The organism is Hymenobacter ginkgonis, from assembly GCF_009755225.1.
GTDB lineage: Bacteria > Bacteroidota > Bacteroidia > Cytophagales > Hymenobacteraceae > Hymenobacter > Hymenobacter ginkgonis.
Genome location: NZ_WQKZ01000002.1, coordinates 44,019 through 65,439 on the forward strand (window position 1 = coordinate 44,019; position 21,421 = coordinate 65,439).

Below are 21,421 nucleotides of genomic sequence, written 5' to 3' on the forward strand. Positions count from 1 at the left end.
AGTTAGACACTCAGGTAGCGCAGTAAGCCGTCGAAACGTTCTTGCTCATCCTCACTCACGGCGGCGGTGCCGCTAAATTGCGCCGACACCATATAGCCAAACCGCTCGAGCGTGGCCGTGATGCGAGCCAGATTGTCAGTGTTGAGGCGCAGCGTGAGGCGAATACGATACGGGTCGTGCTCGTCGGCCACAACGTGGGCCGAGAGAATTTTGGCATTGTTCTCCTCCACGTAGCGGCTGATTTGCGACAGCGAATAGTCGCGCTCCTCCATCGTCAATACCAAGATGCTACCCTGCCCGATGGGGCCGGGCACCGGGCCAAAAGCGGCCAGGGCATCATTCACCGTTACTACCCCGGCATAGTCCTGGTGCTCATCAAGCACGGGTACCAGTTGAATTTTATTCTCGATAGCCAGCTCCATAATGCGGTAGAAGTGCTGGTCGTGCTGCACGTGCGCATCGGCATAGCGCAACGGCAGCTCGGCGAGCTGGGTATCGGGGTTTTCGTAGTCGGCGAGGTCGTTTTCGGTGATGAGGCCCCGGTAGCGACGGCCGGCCAGCACGGGCAGCTGGCTGACGTGAAATTCCTCCAGCCACCGGGCCGCTTTGGCCGTGGTGTCGCTGCCCTTGAGGGACGGAATCATCTGATTGAGTAAATCTTCGGCAAGTAGAGCTGGCATAGCGACACAGATTAACTAACAGATAATGAAAGGATACCAAGCGATTTTACAACAAAAAAACCAGTTGATAGCGAAGCTAAGAACGGTACCTGTTTTTTTGCTGAACTGATTAGCGACCCGGCCCAATGCCCGTTTTAGTGCTTTACGGGTAGGAGCGGAATTAAGATAGGAAGGTTGCCTAGGTAAGGCAAAAACTAAGCCGGTACTCGACCAGCCAGCGCGCTGTCAGGCTAGAGTGGCTACGGCGTTCGCTGAAACGGTGCGCTGCAAAAATTGCCCCAGCCAACAATTGAAAGCTGCTGGCCGCTCCATCATGGGCGCGTGGCCGCAGTGGTCCAGAAACCGCAGCTCGGCCTGGGGCAGCAGGCGCTCAAAATCGTGCGCAACTGGCGGGGGGGTAATGGTATCGTTGAGGCCCCAGACAAGCAGCACCGGCACCTTGATGCGGTGCAGGTCGCCGGCCAAGTTGTGGTGTTGCGCCGAGCGGGCAATGCTAATCATGCGCAGGCACTTGGCGTTGGAATTGGTGACGGCAAATACTTCGTCTACCAGCTCCTTGGTTGCAATGGCCGGGTCGTAAAACGTGTAGCCCACGCGCTCGCGCACAAAATTATAATCGCCTCGCTTGGGGAAGGAGCCCCCCATGCCGTCCTCAAACAAGCCGCTGCTGCCCGTGAGAATCAATTGTGTAACCCGGCTGGGGTTATGCAAGGTGTACACCAAGGCAATATGACCGCCGAGCGAGTTGCCTAATAAAGTAAACGTGGTGGGCAACTGCAACTTATCCACAAAGTTTTCCACATACGCGACCAAGCCGGGCACCGTAGCTTGCAGCAGCGGCATGTCGTAGACGGGCAGCACCGGAATGACGACGCGGTAATGCGGCGCGAACTCGGCCACGACTTCTTCCCAATTGCTAAGGGCGCCAAACAGGCCGTGCAGCAACAGCAGCACGGGCCCCTGGCCTTCGTCTACGTAGTCAAAGCCGTGTTGCTGCTGGCGAATCATCAGGAGGGAACTAAGTGCTTGTAACTAGTTTGTTAGCGGCTGACGGGGTAGCGAGGCCATTAAGTGGCCCGCAAACCCAGCCGCAGCTTGCTATTAAACTTACAAACGAGGGTGCGCAATGTTACAACAGCGCAACCAATTTGCCAACCACTGCCGGCCGTGCGGCGTGCAGAGCGCCTCGGGGTGAAACTGCACCCCAAAGAGCGGCAGCGTGGCGTGGCGCAGGGCCATTAGTTCGTGGTCGGCGTCGGTGGTGCGGGCCAGTGGGCGCAAAGTGGGGGGTAGGGAGCTGGTTTCCAAGGCCAACGAGTGGTAGCGCGTTACGGGCTGGCGGCGAGGTAGGCCGGCCAGCCAGGGGTCGTCGCCGAGCAACTCTATCTCCGATACTTTGCCGTGCATGGGGCGCGCGGCGCGGCGCAGGCGCGCCCCAAAAAACTCGCCTAGGGCCTGCTGGCCCAAGCACACGCCCAGCATGGGCAGGCGCTGGTGATATTCGGCAATCACGGCCAGCAGTGTGCCGGCAGTAGCCGGCGAGCCTGGCCCCGGCGAGAGCACGATGCCCGCCACATCCAGGGCGCGCAGTTCGGCCAAGGGCACGTCGTTGCGGCGCACCAGTACCTCGGCACCCAGTTGGTGCAGGTAGTCAGCCAGCGTGTGGGTGAAGGAATCGAAATTGTCGAGCAGCAGAAGTCTCAAGGGGCAGTCAGTGATAACAGTGCGTAACAGGTAATGAGCAATAACTATTACCCATTGCGCACTACCTATTCCTTCACATGGCTGCTTTTAGCCTGGCCAGCAAGTGCTTGGCGAAGGGCAGCACGTAGCCCATCAGCTGTAACGCCAGAGGCGTGGCTTTTACTACCCAGGGCAGCACCACCGAGCCGGCAGTAAGCTTGGGCGCCAACAGCGGCAACCCCGCCAGGGCCGTGCCGTGTAGCAGCAGGCTCAAGCCCAATAACCATTTGAGGGCCCCCGCGGCAGCCCCAAGCAGGTGGTCGAGCACGCCGAGGGGGGTAAAGTGCACGGCCGTTTTCACCAGCCCGCCCAGCAGGTGCACGCCCCACATAATACCTACCAGCACCAGCAGAAAAGCCACCAGTGGCAGCAGCCCAAACAACTCGCCCAGGTAAGAACGCACCACCGGAATGGCGGCGCTTAGCAAGCTTAGTCCACCCACCACGCCGATGGCGAAGGCCAGCAGCGACACCACTTCCAGCACCAGCCCGTGTCGGTAGCCCTTCACGGTGCCCACGGCCAGCGGCAGCAGAAGTAGCAGGTCGAGGGCAGTCATTCTCTAAGGGTTAATTGGCTAGTGATTCATGATTAATAAAAGAACGTCGGGCTGAGCTGGTCGAAGCAGCTCAGCCTGACGTTCGTTTTGACACGGATTCTACTAGAAGTTCGTGTTATTCAGCAAGTGCCCTACCACCTCCGAAATACGCTTGCCATCGGCTTGGCCGGCTAGCTCGCGGGCGGCTACCCCCATCACTTTGCCCAGGTCGGAAGGGCCGGTGGCGCCTACGCGCTGAATGATGCCCACAAGCTTCTCCACCAAATCGGCTTCGGACAACTGCTGGGGCAAAAACTCTTCGATGATGGCCAGCTCAGCCAACTCGGTTTCTTCGAGGTCGGAGCGAAACTGCTCTTTATAGGTCGCGGCCGAGTCGCGGCGCTGCTTAGCAGCCTTGATGAGGAGCTTCTGCTCCTGGTCGGCGGTGAGGCCAGTGGCGCTGACGCCTTCGGCGGTTTCGGCCAGCAAGATTTGCGATTTAATCGAGCGCAAGGCCGTGAGGCGCACTTTGTCTTTAGCCAGCATGGCCTGCTTGATATTGGCGTCGATGGTTTCTTTGAGCGGCATTGGGAAGGGAAAAATGGGCGGGTTAGCGCGTGAAAGAAGTTAAGAAGACAGCCCAACGGCGGCAATAAACTGCCGGGGCTGGTCGAGGTATACGGCTACGTGCCGCGCCGTGCGGCGCATACCGTACGGGCCAGCTACGACAACTGGCTCGGCAAAGGTCAGCAGTAAATTGGGGGTAGCGAACAGCAGTTTCGCTAAGTTGAGCACGCCGGAGCCGGCGGCTGGCGCTTCGGGCAGTATGCGGGCGGCCACCAGCTCGGTGCGGGGCACGGCCAACTCCCACACAAACCCGATGCGGAGGTGCAGCTCGGTGGGCGTGAGCAACGCCGGCCGCAGCCGCACGGCGTGCAGGTGCGCCACGAGCAGCACTACCCCATAGATATCTAAAAACAGCAGCCAGGGCGCCAAGCTGGGGCACCAGTGCTGGGCCAGCAGGTGCACGCAGGCCGTTTCAACCGTTAGCACAAGGGTGGCCGTGGCCACCAGCGCCGCAAAGCCCGACTCGCGGTGGCCGCTGAACGCCGTGGCGTGGGTAGGCGTTTCGGGCGTGGCCCACCAGCCCAGGCCGGCGTAGCGCAGTAGGTTGAGTTCGGTGAGCAAAAGTTGGCCTACCGCTCCCAGCGACTGCACGGCGGCGCGCACGCTGGGCCAGAAATGTGGCTCGTGGGCGTAGGCCGCCCGGTAGGCCCGCACGAGCCGGCGGCCTTTGGCGGCCGTCAGGCACAGGGTAACGGCTTCGAGGAGCGGCGGCAGCAAGTGCAAGACGCGCAACGACTGCAGCTGCGGGGCTGGAATCAGCCAACTAGCCAACGCTAAACAAGCGCCCCCTACCCCCACCAAACTACTGAGGGGTAAGCGGTAAGGCCGTGCTACCGAAAAATAAAACAACGTGGGCACGACCACCAGCAAGTCCACGGCCACGCCCAGCGGCAGCGCTGGGTATTGGCCAAACTCGGCCCGGTGCACAATAACGTGTTCTACTCCTACCACCAAGGCAGCCAGCAACCCAAAAAGCAACAGCGGCCCTAGGCGCCCAGGCAAGCGCAGCGAACTAGTCATGGCGAAGGTGGTTATAAATGGGCAAATACACGTGCAATGGCTGCCCACAGGGGGCAGCCTGGCAAAGGTACCTTGCACCGTCGAGCCGCGTTGCGGTAGCACTAGCACCAGCCAGCGCCGCCTACAAAATCCGTGAAATCCGTTAAAATCCCCGTTAATCCGTGGTCAAGCTAAGCGTTAACATCAACAAAATTGCCACGCTGCGCAATGCGCGCGGCCTGCATGCCCGCCCCGACCTGCTGCAAGCCGCCCGCGACATCGAGCGCTTTGGTGCTGAAGGCATTACGGTGCACCCGCGCCCCGACGAACGCCACATTCGCTACGACGACGTGCGCAATCTGAAGAGCATTGTCACCACCGAGCTGAACGTGGAGGGCAACCCTACCCCCGATTTTCTGGCCTTGTGCCGGGAGGTGCGCCCCGAGCAGGTAACGCTGGTGCCCGATGCGCCCAATGCCATCACTTCCAACGCCGGCTGGAACGTAGTGAAGCACCAAGGCTACTTGCGCGATGTGGTGGCCGAATTGAAGAGCTACGGCGCCCGCGTCAGCATTTTTCTTGACCCCAACCCGACCCTGATTGATGCCGCCGCCCACACCGGCACCGACCGCATCGAGCTATACACCGAAGCCTACGCCCGCTACTACCCCACCGACCGGGCCGCGGCGGTGCTGCCCTATCGCGACACTGCCAAGGCAGCCGTAGCCGCAGGCCTCGGCCTTAATGCCGGCCACGACCTTGACCTCGGAAACCTCGCCTACTTGGCGCAGGAGCTGCCGGGCTTGCAGGAAGTAAGCATTGGCCACGCGCTGGTGGCCGATGCCTTGTATCTGGGCCTCGAAAACGTGGTGCAGCTGTATAAGCGGCAGCTGAAAAACAGCTAGAACCGCACTTCTACTTCGAAGTGGCCGGGGTCGGCCAGCGGATTAGGGGGTAGGGCCGGCAGGAGCTGGGGTGCATAGAGCGCGCACAGCGTATTGCCGACTTGCACCAGCTGGCCGGGCAAGCCGTGCGGCAGGCCGTCGAGCAGCCCGGCCAGCACTTCCCAGCGCGGGTGGCCAGGCTGGCGGTTAGCATCGTGCCACACTACTACCGTGCGGGGCCCCACTAGGTGTTCAAACACGCGGGCCGTGTCGCGGCGCACGGCCACGTAGCGGTGGTCACCGTCGATAAACACCACGTCGAAAGGCCCGGCGCTGGCTTGCAAGCCCGCTAGGTCGAACGTGGCCGAATCGCCGTGCAAGTGCGTCACGTTGGGCAGTGGCCGCGAAAAATGACCATGCAATTCAATGTAGCGCTCGGGCAAATGCAGGGCGCGCATTTCGGCGGGGCTCAGGTTGAGGGTGTGCACGGTGGCGGCTTCGGCAGCCACGTTGGCGGCGCTTTCGCCGCGCCAAGTACCAATCTCAAAGTAGCGGCAATGGGGCTGCCGCCGGGCCAGGGCGCGCAGCAGCAGCAAGTCGGTGGGCAGCGAGCCGCCATCGCCAAAAGCAAAGGGCGCTACCGTGCGCGCTGTAGCCGGCGCAGTAGCCGGCACAAAATGCGCAAAGGGCACCAGCGGCAGCCCATTTGGTCCCAGGCCCGGCCAGTTGGCGGCGTGGGCTAGGGCGCGGGCACGCCATGCGGGCACATCGGCAGCCAGCACCTCAGTAAGCAGGGCGGGCGTACGGGCCAGGGCAGCGAGAGCCCGCAGGGCAATGGTGAGGCGAGAGGACAAGAGGGGTAGGAAAGAAAAAAGTTAAAGTAGCCAAGTAACAACGCACTCATACGGAAGGCCACATTGGGCTCTACGTGCCAGCCGCCGCTCCCGAAACAGGGGGTAGGGAGTACTTGACTTCAAATTACTGGCTTGGTTGGCCAATCGGCAGCGAGCTTCACGTGGCCTTCAGCCAGGCAGCTTGTTCGGCCCTTACCTGGCCGTAACTTGCGCCCTCATTTACTTACCTCAACCGTAGTGCGTTCACGTATTTTTTCGGCTTGGCGCGGCGCGCTGGGCTTTAGCTTGCTAGCAGGCCTGGGCCTGATGGCCTGCAACCGTTCTGGGCAGGGCGAAACCAGCGCTGGCCAGGGCGACACCCTCAGCAATGCGGCCAAGCCCGCGCCCCTCGACACCGTAAAAATCAAGCGCCTGGCCTTGCAGCGCGATTCGCTGAAAGCCGATAGCATTGCGCGCAAAAATGGTCAGCTGCCGGGCGCCCTGTTGCCGGGCCACCGCATTGTGGCGTTTTATGGCAATATCCGCTCGAAGGGCATGGGTATTTTGGGCCGCGAGCCCAAAGACCAGATGATGCGCAAGTTTGATAAAGTGCTGGCCGAGTGGCAGGCCGCTGACCCTAGCTTGCCCGTGATGCCGGCGCTGCACAGCGTCACTATTACGGCGCAGGGCGCGGCCGGGGCCGACGGCAAGTACCGCCTCATGAACTCGAAAAGCACAATTGAGGAAACCCGTGCTTGGGCTAAGCAGAAGAATGCCATCTTGTTTTTGGATGTGCAAGTGGGCTTAAGCGACCTAGAGCATGAGCTACCCAAGCTGACGGAGTATTTAAAAGACCCAACCATTCACCTAGGCATCGACCCCGAGTTTGCCATGCAAACCAAGGGCGTGCGGCCCGGCAAAAAAATTGGCACCTACGATGCCAAGGATGTCAACTACGCCATCAATTTCTTGGCGCGCATCGTGAGTGAAAACCACCTACCCCCCAAAATTTTGATGGTGCACCGCTTCACGCAGGGCATGCTCACCAATTATAAGAATATCAAGCTCGACCCGCGCGTGCAGGTCATCATGGACATGGACGGCTGGGGCAACCCGACCCTCAAAAAGGACTCGTACAAAGCCTACGTAGAGAAGCAGCCCGTGCAGTACACGGGGTTCAAGCTGTTTTACGAGTACGACATCAAGCCCAAGGGTTCGCACCTGATGACGCCCCAAGAAGTGCTAACCGAGCTAAATCCCAAGCCGCTGTACGTGCAGTACCAGTAGCCGAACTCCTTAGCTAACAACCCCCAAAGAAGTCTCCCTACCGTGGGGAGACTTCTTTTTTTGGCTGGTTAGTATCAATAAAACCTTGCCGTAGGGCACCTGTGCCTACGCGGCGTGGCTGCGCAGCACGGCGCGCGCCAGCCCCAGATTGGTATCCTGGGTGTGCACAGCTAAGTACAGCAGCCACTGCTGCTGCGGCAATACTTGCAGCAGGTGCACCTGGTGTTGCAGCGTGATAAGAATATCCTGCAGCTGCTCGGTTAGGCCTAGTTGCAGGGCCTCGATGCCTAGCTGGGTTTGGCGCACTATTTCGGCATTGGCGAGCGCCACTTCCACCGCTCCGCCACTGTGCCCCGCCCAGCGCCCAGCCAAAATGCGCCCCGACACTTGCTCTACCACAGCAACCGTGAGGTAGTCTGGCAATTCCTGCACCACGCTGCGAATCAGCTCTTCAGCTTGAGCGCGCGTTTGCGCAGTTACGTCTGGCTCTGCGGGTGCGGAAGTAGGCAGGGATGCTGTTTCCTCAGCAGCTACTTCCGGTATATCGGCCTGAAGAGCAACGGCCACTGCTGGGGCCTCGGGCGCTGGGCTAGGTTCGGGCCGGTTGCGCTTCGGAAATAGAGAGGATAAGAGTCCCATAAAACACTAATTTTTTCTACCTGATTACGTAACCGGATGCGGCAATAACCACAAAATAAGCTCTCCAACGGGGCATTACCTACCTTCCTACAGCGTACTTATCTTCAAGGTAATGCCGTGCAGCAGCGCTTGCCGCTCGGCCGAATCGTGGGGGCTAGACTGGCCGGTAGCCAGCCCGCCCTGCGCCTGCAACCGGCTGGCACTGACGCCCTGCTTTACAAGCTCATCCACAGCGGCCGTGGCGCGCTGCAACCCCAGCACCATGGCTTGCGGCTCCATATTAGTGGCGTGGCCCACCACCAGCAAACGAGCTTTGGGGAAGGTTTTCAGCAAGCTGGCCACATTACCGAGTTGCTGCGCGCCCTCTGCTCCAAGCCGGGCCTTGCCTGAGTCGAAGCTTAGGCGGTCGATGGCAATGTCGGCCGGGCGGGGCAGCCGGGGGTTAGCCAGCCGTTTATAGAGCAGGCTTTCGGTAGAGTTGATGCCCACCGTAAGGGTAGCACGGTCGGCAAGCTTCAGCAAAAGTGGCTGGCCTTCACCGCGCAGGTATTTGCCTAGCTCCACACTGAATTTACCCCCAATTTGGGTGGCTAGCAGGTTATTCCCTACCGTGTCAGGCAGTGAGGCCCCCATAGCCGCCGAGTGAGGGGGTAGGGCTTTGGCAACTGTAGCCGAGCTAGCCTCTTTGGCAGCCGCCACCATTGGCGCCGGCGCGGCGGCTACAGGCGCCTTGGTAAGGGGTGCTTCGATTTCGGTAGGTTGAGGAACGCGGGCAGTTTTTGTAGCGGCCAGTGCGCTTGGTTGTTGCTGGGTAGCATTGGCGGGCGTTCCTAGCAAGAAGTACAGGCCTGCGGCACCTACCAATCCCACAGCTCCCACCACCGATAGCACCGTGGCCTTGCTGCGGCCAGCTGCCGCTAGAGCTGGCTCAGCGGTTATGTCCTGCGTTGCGGACGCAGCTGGCACCGACTGCTGCTGTAGCCAGTTGCCGAGGGCTACTGGCTCTAAGTCATCGGTATAGGCTTTTTCACCCAGCACTGCTAGGGCAATAATAGTTAGGTAGCCCAGCAGCGTCGCCGCCGCTGCGGGCGAGCTGCTTTCCCGAACCAAAGCATCTACTTGGGGCGCTCCGAGAATTTTTTCGGCTAGGTAATGTCGGCGAGCGGGCCAGCCTAAGTCGGTACGCAGCAATTCTTCCGAGTCAGTAAGCACTTGGCTTTCGAACAGTTGCCGGCACATATCCCAGCGCGCATTCACTTCGTCAACGGTAGTTGGCTCGCTGAGCCGCCACACTAACACAGGCACCGCGGCCGCCCAAAAACTACGCACTAGTGGCGGCGTTGCCCCCGAAACGCTAGCCAATTGGGCCAGCAATGCGTCCGATAATTGCTGGTTGATGGTAGCAAACAAGCTCATAAATTGCATAATCTGTGCTAGGCAGAAGATAGAGTGCCGACCACCTGGGCCAGGCGTTGCGCTGCCTAAGACAGCAGTTGGGAAAGCCACTGCCTTAAGCAAGCGGCTATCAACTAGGCCCCAGTAGGTATTGCGCCACAAGGAGTTCAATGCCCTTGTTCTTACCCCACAAAATTACCAGCCCGCCCAGCGAGCGTTGGCTGCGTTTAGGTCAAACTGGCAGGGGTAGCGTTGAATGATGGCAATTCGTTGCTGAATGAAGCAAGGGTATTATTCTTGGTCGTCATTGAACAAAAAAATCCCTGACTGCTAAAAAAGCAATCAGGGATTTAGGCTGGCTAGCCGCTAGCTACCAGCAACGGCCGAGCCCTAGTTAGTGTGCGGCGTTGAGGTCGATGGCCTCGCCACGCTTGGCACGCTTCACGAGCAAGATGAGGGGTAGGCAAGCCAGGAAAAACAAACCCAACGAGGTGAAAACCTGCGAGTAAGTAATGAGCGAAACTTGCTTCATCAGTACACCTTCGAGGGCAGCGTAGGCTTGCTGCGAGGCTTGGTTGGCAGGAAAGCCTTTGGCCATGAAGCCCTGCGTGAAAGCCTGGATGCGCTGGGCCGTCTCGGGGTTGTAGAGCGAAATGTTCGGCAGCAACGCTATGCGGTTGGCCTGGATGGTGCGCTCGAGGTACGTGCCCACAATGGCTACTCCAAACGAACCCCCAAGCTGGCGAATCATGCCGGTGAGGCCGGCGGCCTGGCCGGCATCTTTGCCCTGCAAGCCCGCGAGGCTCATGGTAGTGATGGGCAAGAAGATAAGGCCCAGCCCTACCCCCCGCACAATGAGCGGCCAGAAGAAGTCACTCTCGCCCGCGGTAGGCGAAATCTTAGCCGCCATCCAGAAGGTGAAGAAGAAGAAGATGGTGAAACCAATCGGAATCATCAGCTTCTGGGGAACGCCGGCTTGTAGCATCCGCCCAATAATAGGCATCATGAAGCCCGAGGCCAGGGCGCCTGGTAGCAACAAGTAGCCCGTTTGCTCGGCGGTGAAGCCCAGGATGCGCTGCGTGAAAATCGGGAACACGAACACCGAGGCAAACAGCCCGAAGCCCAGCACAAACGATAGGAAGGCGCCCACTGCCAAGTTGCGGCTTTTCGTGAGAATGCGCAAATCCACAATTGGCGCTTTAGCCGTGAGTTCGCGCCAGATAAAGCCGACGATGCCAATCACAGCCAGCGCCGTGAAGCTGAGAATGTAGGTGCTGTCGAACCAATCTTCCGTTTCACCCTGCTCCAGAACCAGCTGCATCGAGCCTACCCCCAAGATGAGCAGGCCAACGCCAGCCCAGTCGATTTCGCGCAACGGCTTTGGAATGGCATTTTTGATGCGCTCGGGGTCGCGAATAAAGAGGATGGTAAAAATGCTAGCCAAGATGCCTACTGGCACGTTCACGTAGAAAATCCAGGGCCAGTCGTAGTTCTCCACGATGTAGCCACCAAGGGTTGGGCCGATGGTGGGGCCGATAATCACGCCCATGCCAAACAGCGCCTGACCCAGCGGTAATTGCTTGGGCGGGAACGTATCAATGAGGATAGCTTGCGAGGTAGCCATCAGCGCCCCGCCCCCAATGCCCTGGATAAAGCGGAAAGCCACTAACTCCCACAGGTTGGTGCTCTGGCCGCAGGCCATGGAGGCCAGCGTAAAAAGTATCACCGATACCAGGTAGTAGTTTTTGCGCCCAAACTGCTCGGCCAAGAAGCCGGTCATCGGAATCACAATCACGTTGGCAATGCCGTAGCTCGCAATTACCCAGCTTACTTCCTGCTGCGTAGCCGAGAGGTTACCCATCATCTGGGTCAGGGCCACGTTCACGATGCTGGTGTCAATCAGCTCAAGCAAACAGCAGAGAACCACCGTTATAACGATAATCCACTTTCTAAATCCGGTTTCCATAACTTTTTGAGTTATGAATTATGCGGTATGAAGCAGGAGGTATAAAAGGCCGACGTGGGCGACCAATTTATACCTCCTCCTGCATACTGCATAACTCTATTTTACGGCCACGATGGCGTTCACGCTCATGCCGGCCCGCAGGGGGTGCTGGGGGTCTTCCTTGTCCAACACGATTTTAACGGGCACGCGCTGGGTCACTTTCACAAAGTTGCCGCTGGCGTTGTCGGGGGGTAGCAGGGCAAAGCGAGCACCCGTAGCAGCCGACAGCGATTCGATGTGGCCTTCAAAATCTTCGCTGGGGTAGGCGTCTACTTCCAGCTTGGCTTTCTGGCCCACTTTCATTTCTTCGAGCTGGGTTTCCTTGAAGTTGGCGATAACCCAAGTTTTGCCGCTGCTTACGAGCCCGATAAGCTGCTGGCCGGGCGATACCACCTGGCCAGGCTGCACGCTTTTCTTGCTCACGATGCCATTGGCGGGGGCCAGCAGCGTGGTATAGCTCAGCTGCAATTTGGCATTGTCCAGGTCCGACTGGCGCTGTTTTACTACGGCCTGGGCCACGGCAATTTGCTGCTGAGCGGCCACTACTTGCTGGCGAGCTACCGTTACTTGGTCTTGGGCAGTGCTTTGCTGCGCAGTGGTAGCCTTTAGGTTGGCCTGCACGGCGTCGTAGTCGCTTTGCGGAATGATGTCGTCTTTGCGAAGCTTGGTGCTACGCGCCAAGTCTTGCTGGAGGCGGGCACGGTTGGCCGAGCTCACACCGATGGTAGTTTGAGCGGTGCGCACATTGGCCTGGGCAGTGCCGACGCCGGCGCGGGCCGCCGTTACCTGCGCCTGGGCGGCTACAAGGGCTGCTTCAGCAGCGTTTACGCGCTGCTGGTAGTCCGACTTGTCGATGGTAACGAGGGTATCGCCTTTTTTAACAACTTGGTTGTCGTTAACAAATACCTTCAGAACTGGGCCCGACACGCGCGGCAAAATCGGGTATACGTCGCCTTCTACCGAAGCATCATCGGTGCTTTCGTGGGCTTTAGCAAACTGGAGGCGCGTCCAGCCGTAGTAACCGCCAGCCAGCAACACGATGGCTAGAATGATAAATACCAACGGGTTACGCTTCTTGGGTTCTTCGAGCGGCTCGGCAACGGCGGTAGGAACCTCTTCGTGGGTTTGGGTTGTGGTAGCCATTTGTTAACAGGAAATTGCTGGTTTTACTTGCTAGAGGAGGGGCGGGCAGCACCGAGGTAGCTAGCCCATAACAATCAATTTAAATTTATTCTCTCACGAGGAGGGTAGGGCAAGGTGCGGTGCGTACTACCACTTCGGCCGTATTGCCCATCAGAAAGCGGCTGAGGCCCGTTTGGCCGTGCGCCCCAATCACGATGAGGTCGGCGTGCTGGCGGCGGGCTTCGGCCACTATTTCGGGGGCAGCCTCGCCTTTCAGCATATTGGTGCTCACGCGATTGGCGCCGGCGGCCTGGGCCGCGGCGCGGTGCACGCTCAGTTCGGCCTCTACCCCCACCGCGAGCGGCATGGCAGGCTCCTGCACGTAAAGCAGGCGCAGCTCGGCGCCGGTGCCTACGGCCAGCGCGGCGGCATACGCCACCAGCGCCACCGAAGCAGCCGAGAAGTCGAGCGGACAGAGGATGGTGGTGAGAGTCATTTCTTACTGGTTACTGGTTAATGATGCTTGGTTATTTAATAGGAGGGTTGTTCAACCTATCCTCCTTAACCACTTATCATTAGCTATTGCCAAATTTGCTCGCCGGTGGCGCGGCGCAGTTGATACTGGCCAAGGGTGTAGTTGTACATGGCTTGGGCGCGGGCCAAGCGAGCCTGGGCCAGCTGGGTTTCGGCGTCGAGCACGTCCAGGTTTTGGCCTACGCCGTAGCGGTAGCGGCCCTGGGCGCGGGTGAGGGCGTCGGTAGCCTGCGTTACTTGCTGCACTGCGTTGTTGTAGCGCGCTTGGCTAAACTCCATATTGTTGGCCGCCTGGCGCACATCGGCCCGAATCTGCTCCTGGGTATCCTGAGTACGGGCCTGGGTAGCGCGGTAGTTGGCGGCGGCTTCTACCCGCTGCTTCTTATTCTTATTACCGTCGTAGATAGGCACCGAGAGCTGGGCTACGCCTACCGTGTTGAAGCGAATATCAGTAATTGCTACATTGGGTAGGATGTAGCCATTTTTACCACCTACCTGTGCGCCCACGCCTAACACCGGCAAGTTGCTTTTGCTGATAAGTTTGGCCTGGAGCTCGGCAGTAGCTTCGGCATCTTTAGAAAGCTTTACTTCGGGCCGGTTGGTAGCTGCTTTCGTCAGTTCCGCATCCAAGTTCACCGGCTGCGGATTGTATTCCAGGCGGCCTTTCACCGGCACATCGGCTTGCTGTGGCTTGTGCAGCAGGCGCGCCAGTTGTACTTGCTGGTTGCGGAGCTGATTTTGCAGGTCGAGCTTAGTGTTCTGGGCCTGCGTGATGCGCACGTCGGTAGTGGTCACGTCAAACTTGGTACTCACGCCGGCTTCCACCCGCTTCTCCATCTCGTTGCGGTGGGCTACTAACGACGCAATTTGCTGGTCTTGTACCCGAATGCTTTCCCGCATAAACAGAATATTGTAATATACCTGAGCAGCGTTAAATGCTAAGTCGCGCCGGGCTACTATAATATTGTCCTGCGCCGTTTGCACCTGTGAGCGCGACAAATCGGTAGTCGCCGCCCGCTTACCAAAATCATACAACTCATACTGCGCCGTAATGTGGGCGTCAAAGTTATTATTGGGCACAAAGGACAGTACATCATTTCCAAACGCCACTTTCGACACTGGGTCGAGGCGAGTATAGGTTGCCGTACCTGTAATCTGTGGTAGGAAGCCAGCCTGCGACTGGTTCAGGCGGCTGCTGGCCGCATTAGCCAGTTCCGTGAGGTTCGTAATACCGGGATTAGCATCGAGTACAGCCTGTACAGTGCCACCTAGGGTAAGGGAATCGCTAGCCAGCCCAATAGCCTGGGCAGAAGCTGGAATACCGGGCTGGTTTTGGGCCAGGGCTGGCTGGGCTAACAGTGCGCCGGTTAATGACAGCCCCGCAAAACCGGCCAATTTATATCTAGAAAACATAAGCCAAGTGGCGTAGTAGTGTGCCATGCGCTTACCGAAAGTTGTGCCAATTGGTTATGGCAGGGCTTACTATACGTAAATCATTGTCTTTTTGAGCTATACAAATTTTTACTGTTTGTAAATCAGCACTTCAAACAATGTGTCTTTTATAGGGTTTCCTTACATATCAGGAATTACCATCATTCTACGTGTACCGGGCTGACCATACCCCCTATGCCATGGCCAATACGAACCAAGACGAAACGTTGCTGTTGCACCTCAACGAGGCCATTGCCACCATTCACGACAAGGAAACGCTCTTTCAAGTCATCACGAATAAGCTACGGCTCATCTTTCCATTTGACCTGATTGGCATTCACGTTTTTGACAAAGAGCTGCTTAATAAGCGTTTGTTTCTGCGCAGCTACGTAGGTGGGCCAGCCGGCGCCCTACCCGTCGATGCGGCGGCCTCGTTGTTTTCGCCCATCGCCGGTTCGCCGGTCGAGCAGCTGGTAAGCAACCCGCAGGTGCTGCACATTTCGGTGAAGGACTACGCCGCCTCCTACCCTGATTTTGAGCCTTTTAACAAGCTTTGCGCACAAGGCATTGAGTACATGACCACCGTGCCGCTGCGGCAGGCTGGCAAGCTCATGGGCTACCTCATTCTGGCAGCGGCCCGGCGCATTAGCTTCTCATCGGCCGATGAGCAATTACTCGAAAAAATAGGTTCGCTGGTGGCCGTGGCGGTGGCCAACTCACTAGCTTTCGAGGAAATAGCGCGGCGCGAAAGCGAGCGCAGCCTCCAGCTAGCCGTGACGCACGCGCTGCTCAGCATCAAGCAGCGCGAGCCGCTGTTTCGGGCAGTGGCCGAGGCACTTGGGCGGATAGTGCCGTTCGAGTACTTTGGCATTCGGGTGCAGCGTACGGGGCCAACCAAGAACTTCGAAGCCTTTGCCGAATTTTCGCGGGTAGGCGATGGCGCATTTGAAGCCCTAGCGCCCGACCGCCCCCAGCAGGAAGAACTCTCTGACAATGCAAGCCTGTACAGCCAACTCTCTGATTTGATGCAGAGTCCGGGGGTGTACGCCGGTGCCGATTTCTATGCCTTGGCCGTGCGCTACCCCCGCCTGCGCTACGTGTACGAGCACTACGGCACCCGCGCCATGCTGGTGGTGCCCATTTGGCAGCGGCCCGATAGCCAGGCCGTGCTCACACTGTCGGGCACCGATGCCAACGCCTTCAGCCCCGACAACCAGGCCACCATCCAAAGCCTGGTGCCGCAGATTGCGCTAGCGCTGGAAAACCTGTTTGCCTTCGAGCAGATTGAGGAATTGAAGGCGCAGGTCGAGCAGGAGCGCACGTATTTAATTGATGAAATCAACACCGACCGGCCCGCCGACGGCCTCATCGGCACCAGCCCGGCCTTGCAACAAATTCGGCAGCGCATTGCGCAAGTGGCCGATACCGACGCTACCGTGCTCATTACCGGCGAAACCGGCACCGGCAAGGAAGTAGTAGCCCGTGCCCTGCACCAAGCCTCACCCCGCCACGGCCGGGCACTGGTAAAGATAAACTGCGCCGCCCTACCCGCCCAGCTGATTGAGAGTGAACTTTTTGGCCACGAAAAAGGCGCGTTTACCGGGGCCGTGGAACGGCGCATTGGCAAGTTTGAGCTAGCCGATGGCGGCACTATTTTTTTGGATGAAGTGGGCGAGCTTCCGCTCGACTTGCAAGCCAAGTTGCTGCGCGTGCTGCAAGAAAAGGAGTTTGAGCGCCTAGGCGGCAACCGCGTGCTGCACACCGACGCCCGCGTGCTGGCCGCCACCAACCGCGTGCTGGAGGAGGAAGTAAGCGCCGGCCGGTTTCGGGCCGACTTGTACTACCGCCTCAACGTGTTTCCGATTCATTTGCTGCCCCTGCGCGAGCGCCCGCAAGACATTGCACCGCTGGTGCAGCACTACCTGGCCACGCTCAGCAAGCGGCTGGCGCGCCCGCCGCGCCCCGTGCGCCCCACCGATTTGGTGGCCCTGCAAGCCTATGCATGGCCGGGCAATATCCGCCAGCTCGAGCACGTGCTGGAACAGGCCATTATCGTGAGCCAAGGCGCGTGGCTGGAGTTTGGAGGGTTTGCGGCGAGCGCGGCGCGGCTGGCCCTACCCCCCGGCCCGGCCCAAACCGAGCCTACCCCCCTTGCCACGCCCGAGGAGCCCAACCGCGATGCGCCCCTCAAAACGTTGCGCGAGCAGGAACGCGACCACATCTTGTTGGCGCTTCACCGCACCGGCGGCCGTGTAAGCGGCGCGCAGGGCGCGGCCGTGCTGCTAGATATCAACCCCAAAACACTGGAAGCCCGTATGAAAAGGCTGGGCATCCGGCGCACGGTAGTAGCTGGAGCTTAGCCAAGCTGCGGCCGTTTGGCGGGGGTAGGCGCTTGGCGAGAGCGCCTGCCAGCTTATTGCTTACTATATAACAGAACACGTTTAGAAGCTTAAAAGAACGTCCTGCTGAGCTGGTCGAAGCATCTCGCTCGCATCATTGGGTAGCAACTCAGCAGGACGCTTTTCTTAGATTTTATTAAAATCGATGCCCGCTTCCATTCGCTCTGTTGCGAGGCATGAAGTAAATCAAGTCCTATTTTGCGCTCTGTAGTATAAGTTTACCAACTTATCACAGCAGTTCTATGCATTCATTTTATTTAACAGTATTACTAGGAGTTGGCTTGCTAGGTACGGCAACCGAGCAAGCCGCCGCGCAGGCCACCGAAACCCACAACTTGGCTACCGATACCATTCAGCCCGCCAATGCCAAGTATCACTTCCCGGTGAGCCGCCTTGGCACGGCGGGCGGCAAGCAGCTATTCGTCTTTATTACGAGCGTAAGCGAGCGGGGCAACGGGATAGAATTTACCTGGCGCCACCCGCTGGTGCTGCCCCGGCCTAAACCCGTGTTTATCACCAGCGAGCAGTTGCAATGGGTCGAGCTAAGCGGCCGGTACTACGAGCCCGTGCGCCTACCCGGCGAAAGCGCACACGGGCTGGCCCTGCGCCTGCAAGCCGGCCCAAAAGTAGAATTGTTCGACGTGGCAACGCCCAAGAAGGGTGTGCCCATTCCGGTGCCGGGCGCAGTTTTGTGGACCGGAGTATTTAGCAGCAACTACAACCACGCGTGGTACCTGCGCCGCCCCGGCCAAACAACTATGCTGGCCGTGCCCGAGGGCAAGAAATTCGCGCCTTTTCTGGCTAACTACTTAGCCGATTCGCCCGATTTGGCTGCCGCCATTCGGGCCACCACCGCCGGCCACCGCTACGACGATGTGCCGCAAGTACTCGCACGCTACAACCAGCAAACATTTCGCTAACAGCACTTTAGTAGCACAGGCCCCTACCCCTGTACCAGCGCCGCTACCGCCATTTCGTAGGCGGCACGTTCGGCGGCGCGCTGCACCTGCACCGGGGGTGCGGCGCGCTCCAGGCAATCGGCTAGTGGGCAGCGCTCGCAGGTTTCGTTCACGATGCGAACGGGCAGCTCGGGGTCAGCCAAGAACTTGAACTGCTGCCGCAGGGTGTCGTCGCAGCGCAGGCCCACGGTCACGCTCATAGCTGGGGCACCGGGCGCCCCGGCACGGGCCAGTGTAAAGCACAGGTACTCGTCGTCGGTGCCCAGGTAGCGCGAGCGTTGGGCGTCGAGCAGCGTGATGGGCGCCTCGGCGGGGGCCGCAAGCGCGGCAACCGCGCGGGCGTCGGCAATCAAGCGCAGGCTCACCCAGCGGCGGCAGTAGTGCTCGTGCAGCTCGTTGCGGTGGGGGTTGTGCAGGCGCGAGAGGTGTAGCTCCTTGGTTAAGTTAAACGTGGCGTCAACCTCCGCTTGGTCGAAGCGCAGAAAAAACAGGCTTGTTAGCCCGAAGTGCTTGGGGAGCAGCGCAGCTAGGCGCTGGAGCAGCATTTCGGCGCTCACGTCGTAGCGCGTTAGCAGGCTCATGAGCGCAGTGGGCTGCCACTTTTTGGCCCCGAATACCTGGCGCAAGTCGCGCACCAGGCTATCCTCTTCCATTAGCAAGGCGCTGGCGAAGTACGAGGCCCGGAAATTATTCAGCACCTCCTCAAACGAGCGCAGCTCCAACGTGTTGGGGCTAGCGTAGTGCCGCTCTTTCAGCCGCAGGTAATTAAAGCCTACCTCTCGGCCTAGCACAAACGCCTGCTGCCCCCGACTCAGGCTAGCAAGCAGCAGCAACGTTTTGGTTTGGGGCCGAAACACCGAGCGCAGCCGCCCGGCCGCTGCTACGGGGTTGGCCGCCAGCGTAGTACGGTCGATGGTGTAGCCGTACTCTTCCGTCAAAATAGTTTCCAAGGCCTCCAGGTCGAAGGGGGAGGTAGGCGCCAACTGGCGGCTTGCCACAAAGGCCCGCACATCTTGCTCTAAGTCCTCAAAATAGTTGTCGTGCATTTCCTGGTACGAGCGCAAGGCAGCCACAAAAAAGTGCTCCTGCCGCATCTCGTAGTTGCGCGCAATCTCGAAGATGGTGCTAATGAAGGCATTCATCTTGGCCGGTGCGTTGGCGATGAGCTCAAAAAGCTGGGCCGGCTCAATCCCGTACATGCCTAGTGGAAACTCTTGCAACAGCCGAGAGTTTAGCAAGTCCTCAATTGGCTCTAGGCGGCGCGGCAACGTGGTAGACGTCAGCTGGTCGTAGCGCACGGCCAGGCTCTTGCTGAGGGCGAGAATCTTGTCGGCCTTGGGGTATTTCTTACCCTTCTCAATCTCGTTGAGGTAGCTCACGCTTAGGTCGCAGCTGCGCGCTAGCTCGGCCGGGCTTAGGCCGCGCTCTTGCCGCAGCTCGCGCAACTTCAGGCCAAAAATGAGGCGAACGATTTGGCCGTGGTTAAGCATGGGGGTAGGAAACGCAGATAAGAAGGGAGGACGCTCGGCCGGCGCTATTAGCAAATAATCGCCGCTATTGATAGTAGCGGCTAAGTTCACCCTAGCAGTTCCACGCGAGGCTTGTAGGGAGCCAAACCAGCGAGCTAAGGTCTTGATTAGAAATATTTTTTCAGAACTCCTCGCTGGCAAAAACCCCTTAAACGAGCTTAAATAGTCCTTTAAAACTGCGCAAAGCTAGCGCTAGCTTGCAAATTTTTCTTATTTAGCGAATATTCGCTAAATAATTGAATTCACTGCCGTATGTTTGTCTTGGCTACCAACCACGGTGGCCTGGCAGCTAGTCACAAGCCCTAGGCACATTGGCAGCCCGCCAATGATACGGTGCTGTTTCAAGTAGCGCCTACCCCGCTCTGAGACCGGTGTTGTCCCACCCCATCGGCCTCACATTCAACCGGCCCGTTGTGGCACGGTCAAGTAGCCCCTCCCGCTTTGGGAGGGGCTTTTTGGTGGAAGGGGCCGCCGAAAAGTGGGGGTAGGGCAACCCCAACCGCGCCTTGGCAGTTGAAGCACGCAGTCAATAACTACTTCCCCGATGCGTTCCTTTTCCATTTTGCTCGCGGCGGCTTTGCTGCCCGTGCTTCCGTCGGCTGCCCAAAATGTGCCGCCGCCTGCCACACCGTTTCAGATGCAGGGCAATATCTACCTGCCCAATAAGTTGCCCGCTACCGACGCCCGCGTAGCGGCCCTGAAAGTGCCGGCCGGTTTCACCATCACCAAGTTTGCCGAAGGCCTCGACATGCCGCGCATGCTGGCCATGATGCCCAACGGCGACGTGTACGTGAGCAACCGCGTAAAGGGCACCATCATGCTAGTGCGCGACGCCAACCACGATGGCAAGGCCGAAGTGATGCGCCAAGTGGCCCAAAAGCCGCACCTCCACGGCTTGGCCTTGCAAGGCAATAAGCTCTACATATCGGCTATCCGCGAAGTGTACGTGGCCGACGTGCGGCCCGACGGCAGCCTCAGCGAGCTGAAAGAGCTGTACCACGACCTGCCCGACGCTGGCCAGCATGCCAACCGCGTGCTGCACTTCGGGCCCGATGGCGAGCTCTACCTATCGGTGGGCAGCACCTGCAACGCCTGCGACGAAGACAACCCCGAGAACGCGACGATTATCCGGCTAAAAACCGACGGCTCGGGCCGCGAAGTCGTCGCGCACGGCCTGCGCAACACCATCGGCTTCGATTGGCACCCGCTTACTAAGGAGTTGTTTGGCATGGACCACGGCATCGACTGGCTCGGCGACGAGGACCAGATGGAGGAACTCAACCAGATAAAGCCCGGCGCCGGTTATGGCTGGCCATCCATCATCGCCGACGGCAAGCACTACCCCGCCAACAAGCCCAAGAGCGGCGAAAGCTACGAGGCATTCGATGCCAAAAACGTGCGGCCACTCCTTGTATATAAAGCGCACTCGGCGCCGCTGGGCTTGGTTTTCAACAAAGGCACGCAGTTTCCTAAAGAATACCAAAACGACGCCTTCGTGACCATGCACGGCTCCTGGAACCGCGCGCAGCCCTCGGGCTACAAGCTGGTACGTATTCACTTCAACGCCCAGGGCCAGCCCGAAAAATTCGAGGATTTCATCACCGGTTTTTTGGTTGATAACGACAAATCGGAGTTCGGCCGTCCCTGCGGGCTCATCCAAGCCCCCGACGGCTCGCTGCTGATGGGCGACGACGACAACGGCGTGATTTACCGCATTGCCTACGGCAAAAAGAAGGGGTAGGGATAGAGCGTTTAGCGGTTGAAAGAATAAAGAGAACGTCGTGCTGAGCGCCGGGAAGCATCTCATTTGCATCGTTAGG

The 21,421-nt window shown here is 59.0% G+C and carries 19 protein-coding genes; 5 read left to right on the top strand and 14 right to left on the bottom strand.

Annotation, left to right across the window (positions count from 1 at the left end; genetic code table 11):
- Window positions 1-2: 2 nt before the first annotated feature.
- The 6 genes from GO988_RS05985 to GO988_RS06010 form a co-directional block, all read right to left on the bottom strand.
- On the bottom strand, window positions 3-680 hold the full coding sequence (locus tag GO988_RS05985; RefSeq protein ID WP_157562994.1) for a CBS domain-containing protein: 678 nt from the start codon (window positions 678-680) through the stop codon (window positions 3-5).
- Window positions 681-905: 225 nt separating this feature from the next.
- Window positions 906-1,688, bottom strand: a complete 783-nt coding sequence (locus GO988_RS05990; protein WP_157562997.1) for an alpha/beta fold hydrolase — start codon at window positions 1,686-1,688, stop codon at window positions 906-908.
- 99 nt (window positions 1,689-1,787) lie between these two features.
- Entirely contained in the window at window positions 1,788-2,384 is a 597-nt protein-coding gene (locus tag GO988_RS05995) for an anthranilate synthase component II (RefSeq protein ID WP_157563000.1), read from the bottom strand.
- Between the two features lie 73 nt (window positions 2,385-2,457).
- Window positions 2,458-2,979, bottom strand: a complete 522-nt coding sequence (locus GO988_RS06000; RefSeq protein WP_157563004.1) for a CvpA family protein — start codon at window positions 2,977-2,979, stop codon at window positions 2,458-2,460.
- Between the two features lie 102 nt (window positions 2,980-3,081).
- Window positions 3,082-3,546, bottom strand: a complete 465-nt coding sequence (locus GO988_RS06005; RefSeq protein ID WP_157563007.1) for a GatB/YqeY domain-containing protein — start codon at window positions 3,544-3,546, stop codon at window positions 3,082-3,084.
- Window positions 3,547-3,585: 39 nt separating this feature from the next.
- Window positions 3,586-4,605, bottom strand: coding sequence for a hypothetical protein (locus GO988_RS06010; protein WP_157563010.1), 1,020 nt, complete (start codon window positions 4,603-4,605; stop codon window positions 3,586-3,588).
- Between the two features lie 161 nt (window positions 4,606-4,766).
- On the opposite strand from GO988_RS06010, the gene GO988_RS06015 reads away from it, so the two are divergent.
- A complete protein-coding gene (locus GO988_RS06015) occupies window positions 4,767-5,489 on the top strand; it encodes a pyridoxine 5'-phosphate synthase (RefSeq protein WP_317164804.1) in 723 nt (240 codons plus the stop codon).
- On the opposite strand, the gene GO988_RS06020 is transcribed toward GO988_RS06015, so the two are convergent.
- Window positions 5,486-6,322 carry a class I SAM-dependent methyltransferase gene (locus GO988_RS06020; RefSeq protein ID WP_157563013.1) on the bottom strand — a complete coding sequence of 279 codons (837 nt, stop codon included), beginning with the start codon at window positions 6,320-6,322 and terminating at the stop codon, window positions 5,486-5,488. The genes GO988_RS06015 and GO988_RS06020 overlap by 4 nt on opposite strands.
- A gap of 237 nt (window positions 6,323-6,559) precedes the next feature.
- Here GO988_RS06020 and GO988_RS06025 point away from each other — a divergent pair, with 237 nt between their 5' ends.
- Entirely contained in the window at window positions 6,560-7,588 is a 1,029-nt protein-coding gene (locus GO988_RS06025) for a hypothetical protein (protein WP_317164805.1), read from the top strand.
- A gap of 105 nt (window positions 7,589-7,693) precedes the next feature.
- Here the strand turns inward: GO988_RS06025 and GO988_RS06030 are convergent, their stop codons facing one another.
- The 6 genes from GO988_RS06030 to GO988_RS06055 form a co-directional block, all read right to left on the bottom strand.
- Window positions 7,694-8,227, bottom strand: coding sequence for a hypothetical protein (locus GO988_RS06030; protein WP_157563016.1), 534 nt, complete (start codon window positions 8,225-8,227; stop codon window positions 7,694-7,696).
- An 87-nt stretch (window positions 8,228-8,314) separates the two neighbouring features.
- On the bottom strand, window positions 8,315-9,643 hold the full coding sequence (locus GO988_RS06035; RefSeq protein ID WP_198172540.1) for an OmpA family protein: 1,329 nt from the start codon (window positions 9,641-9,643) through the stop codon (window positions 8,315-8,317).
- 373 nt (window positions 9,644-10,016) lie between these two features.
- On the bottom strand, window positions 10,017-11,588 hold the full coding sequence (locus tag GO988_RS06040; RefSeq protein WP_157563022.1) for a DHA2 family efflux MFS transporter permease subunit: 1,572 nt from the start codon (window positions 11,586-11,588) through the stop codon (window positions 10,017-10,019).
- Window positions 11,589-11,684: 96 nt separating this feature from the next.
- Window positions 11,685-12,770, bottom strand: coding sequence for an HlyD family secretion protein (locus tag GO988_RS06045; protein WP_157563025.1), 1,086 nt, complete (start codon window positions 12,768-12,770; stop codon window positions 11,685-11,687).
- A gap of 85 nt (window positions 12,771-12,855) precedes the next feature.
- Window positions 12,856-13,245 (bottom strand): universal stress protein, encoded by a 390-nt coding sequence (locus GO988_RS06050; RefSeq protein ID WP_157563028.1) that lies wholly within the window; start codon window positions 13,243-13,245, stop codon window positions 12,856-12,858.
- An 83-nt stretch (window positions 13,246-13,328) separates the two neighbouring features.
- Window positions 13,329-14,696 carry a TolC family protein gene (locus tag GO988_RS06055; RefSeq protein ID WP_198172542.1) on the bottom strand — a complete coding sequence of 456 codons (1,368 nt, stop codon included), beginning with the start codon at window positions 14,694-14,696 and terminating at the stop codon, window positions 13,329-13,331.
- Window positions 14,697-14,914: 218 nt separating this feature from the next.
- On the opposite strand from GO988_RS06055, the gene GO988_RS06060 reads away from it, so the two are divergent.
- Together GO988_RS06060 and GO988_RS06065 are read left to right on the top strand one after the other, a co-directional pair.
- Entirely contained in the window at window positions 14,915-17,074 is a 2,160-nt protein-coding gene (locus GO988_RS06060; protein WP_157563034.1) for a sigma 54-interacting transcriptional regulator, read from the top strand.
- A 281-nt stretch (window positions 17,075-17,355) separates the two neighbouring features.
- A complete protein-coding gene (locus GO988_RS06065; protein ID WP_157563037.1) occupies window positions 17,356-18,033 on the top strand; it encodes a hypothetical protein in 678 nt (225 codons plus the stop codon).
- A 23-nt stretch (window positions 18,034-18,056) separates the two neighbouring features.
- Here the strand turns inward: GO988_RS06065 and GO988_RS06070 are convergent, their stop codons facing one another.
- Window positions 18,057-19,562 (bottom strand): helix-turn-helix domain-containing protein, encoded by a 1,506-nt coding sequence (locus tag GO988_RS06070; RefSeq protein ID WP_157563040.1) that lies wholly within the window; start codon window positions 19,560-19,562, stop codon window positions 18,057-18,059.
- 583 nt (window positions 19,563-20,145) lie between these two features.
- Between GO988_RS06070 and GO988_RS06075 the strand changes: the two genes are divergently transcribed.
- Entirely contained in the window at window positions 20,146-21,342 is a 1,197-nt protein-coding gene (locus GO988_RS06075; RefSeq protein WP_157563043.1) for a PQQ-dependent sugar dehydrogenase, read from the top strand.
- Window positions 21,343-21,421 lie beyond the last annotated feature (79 nt).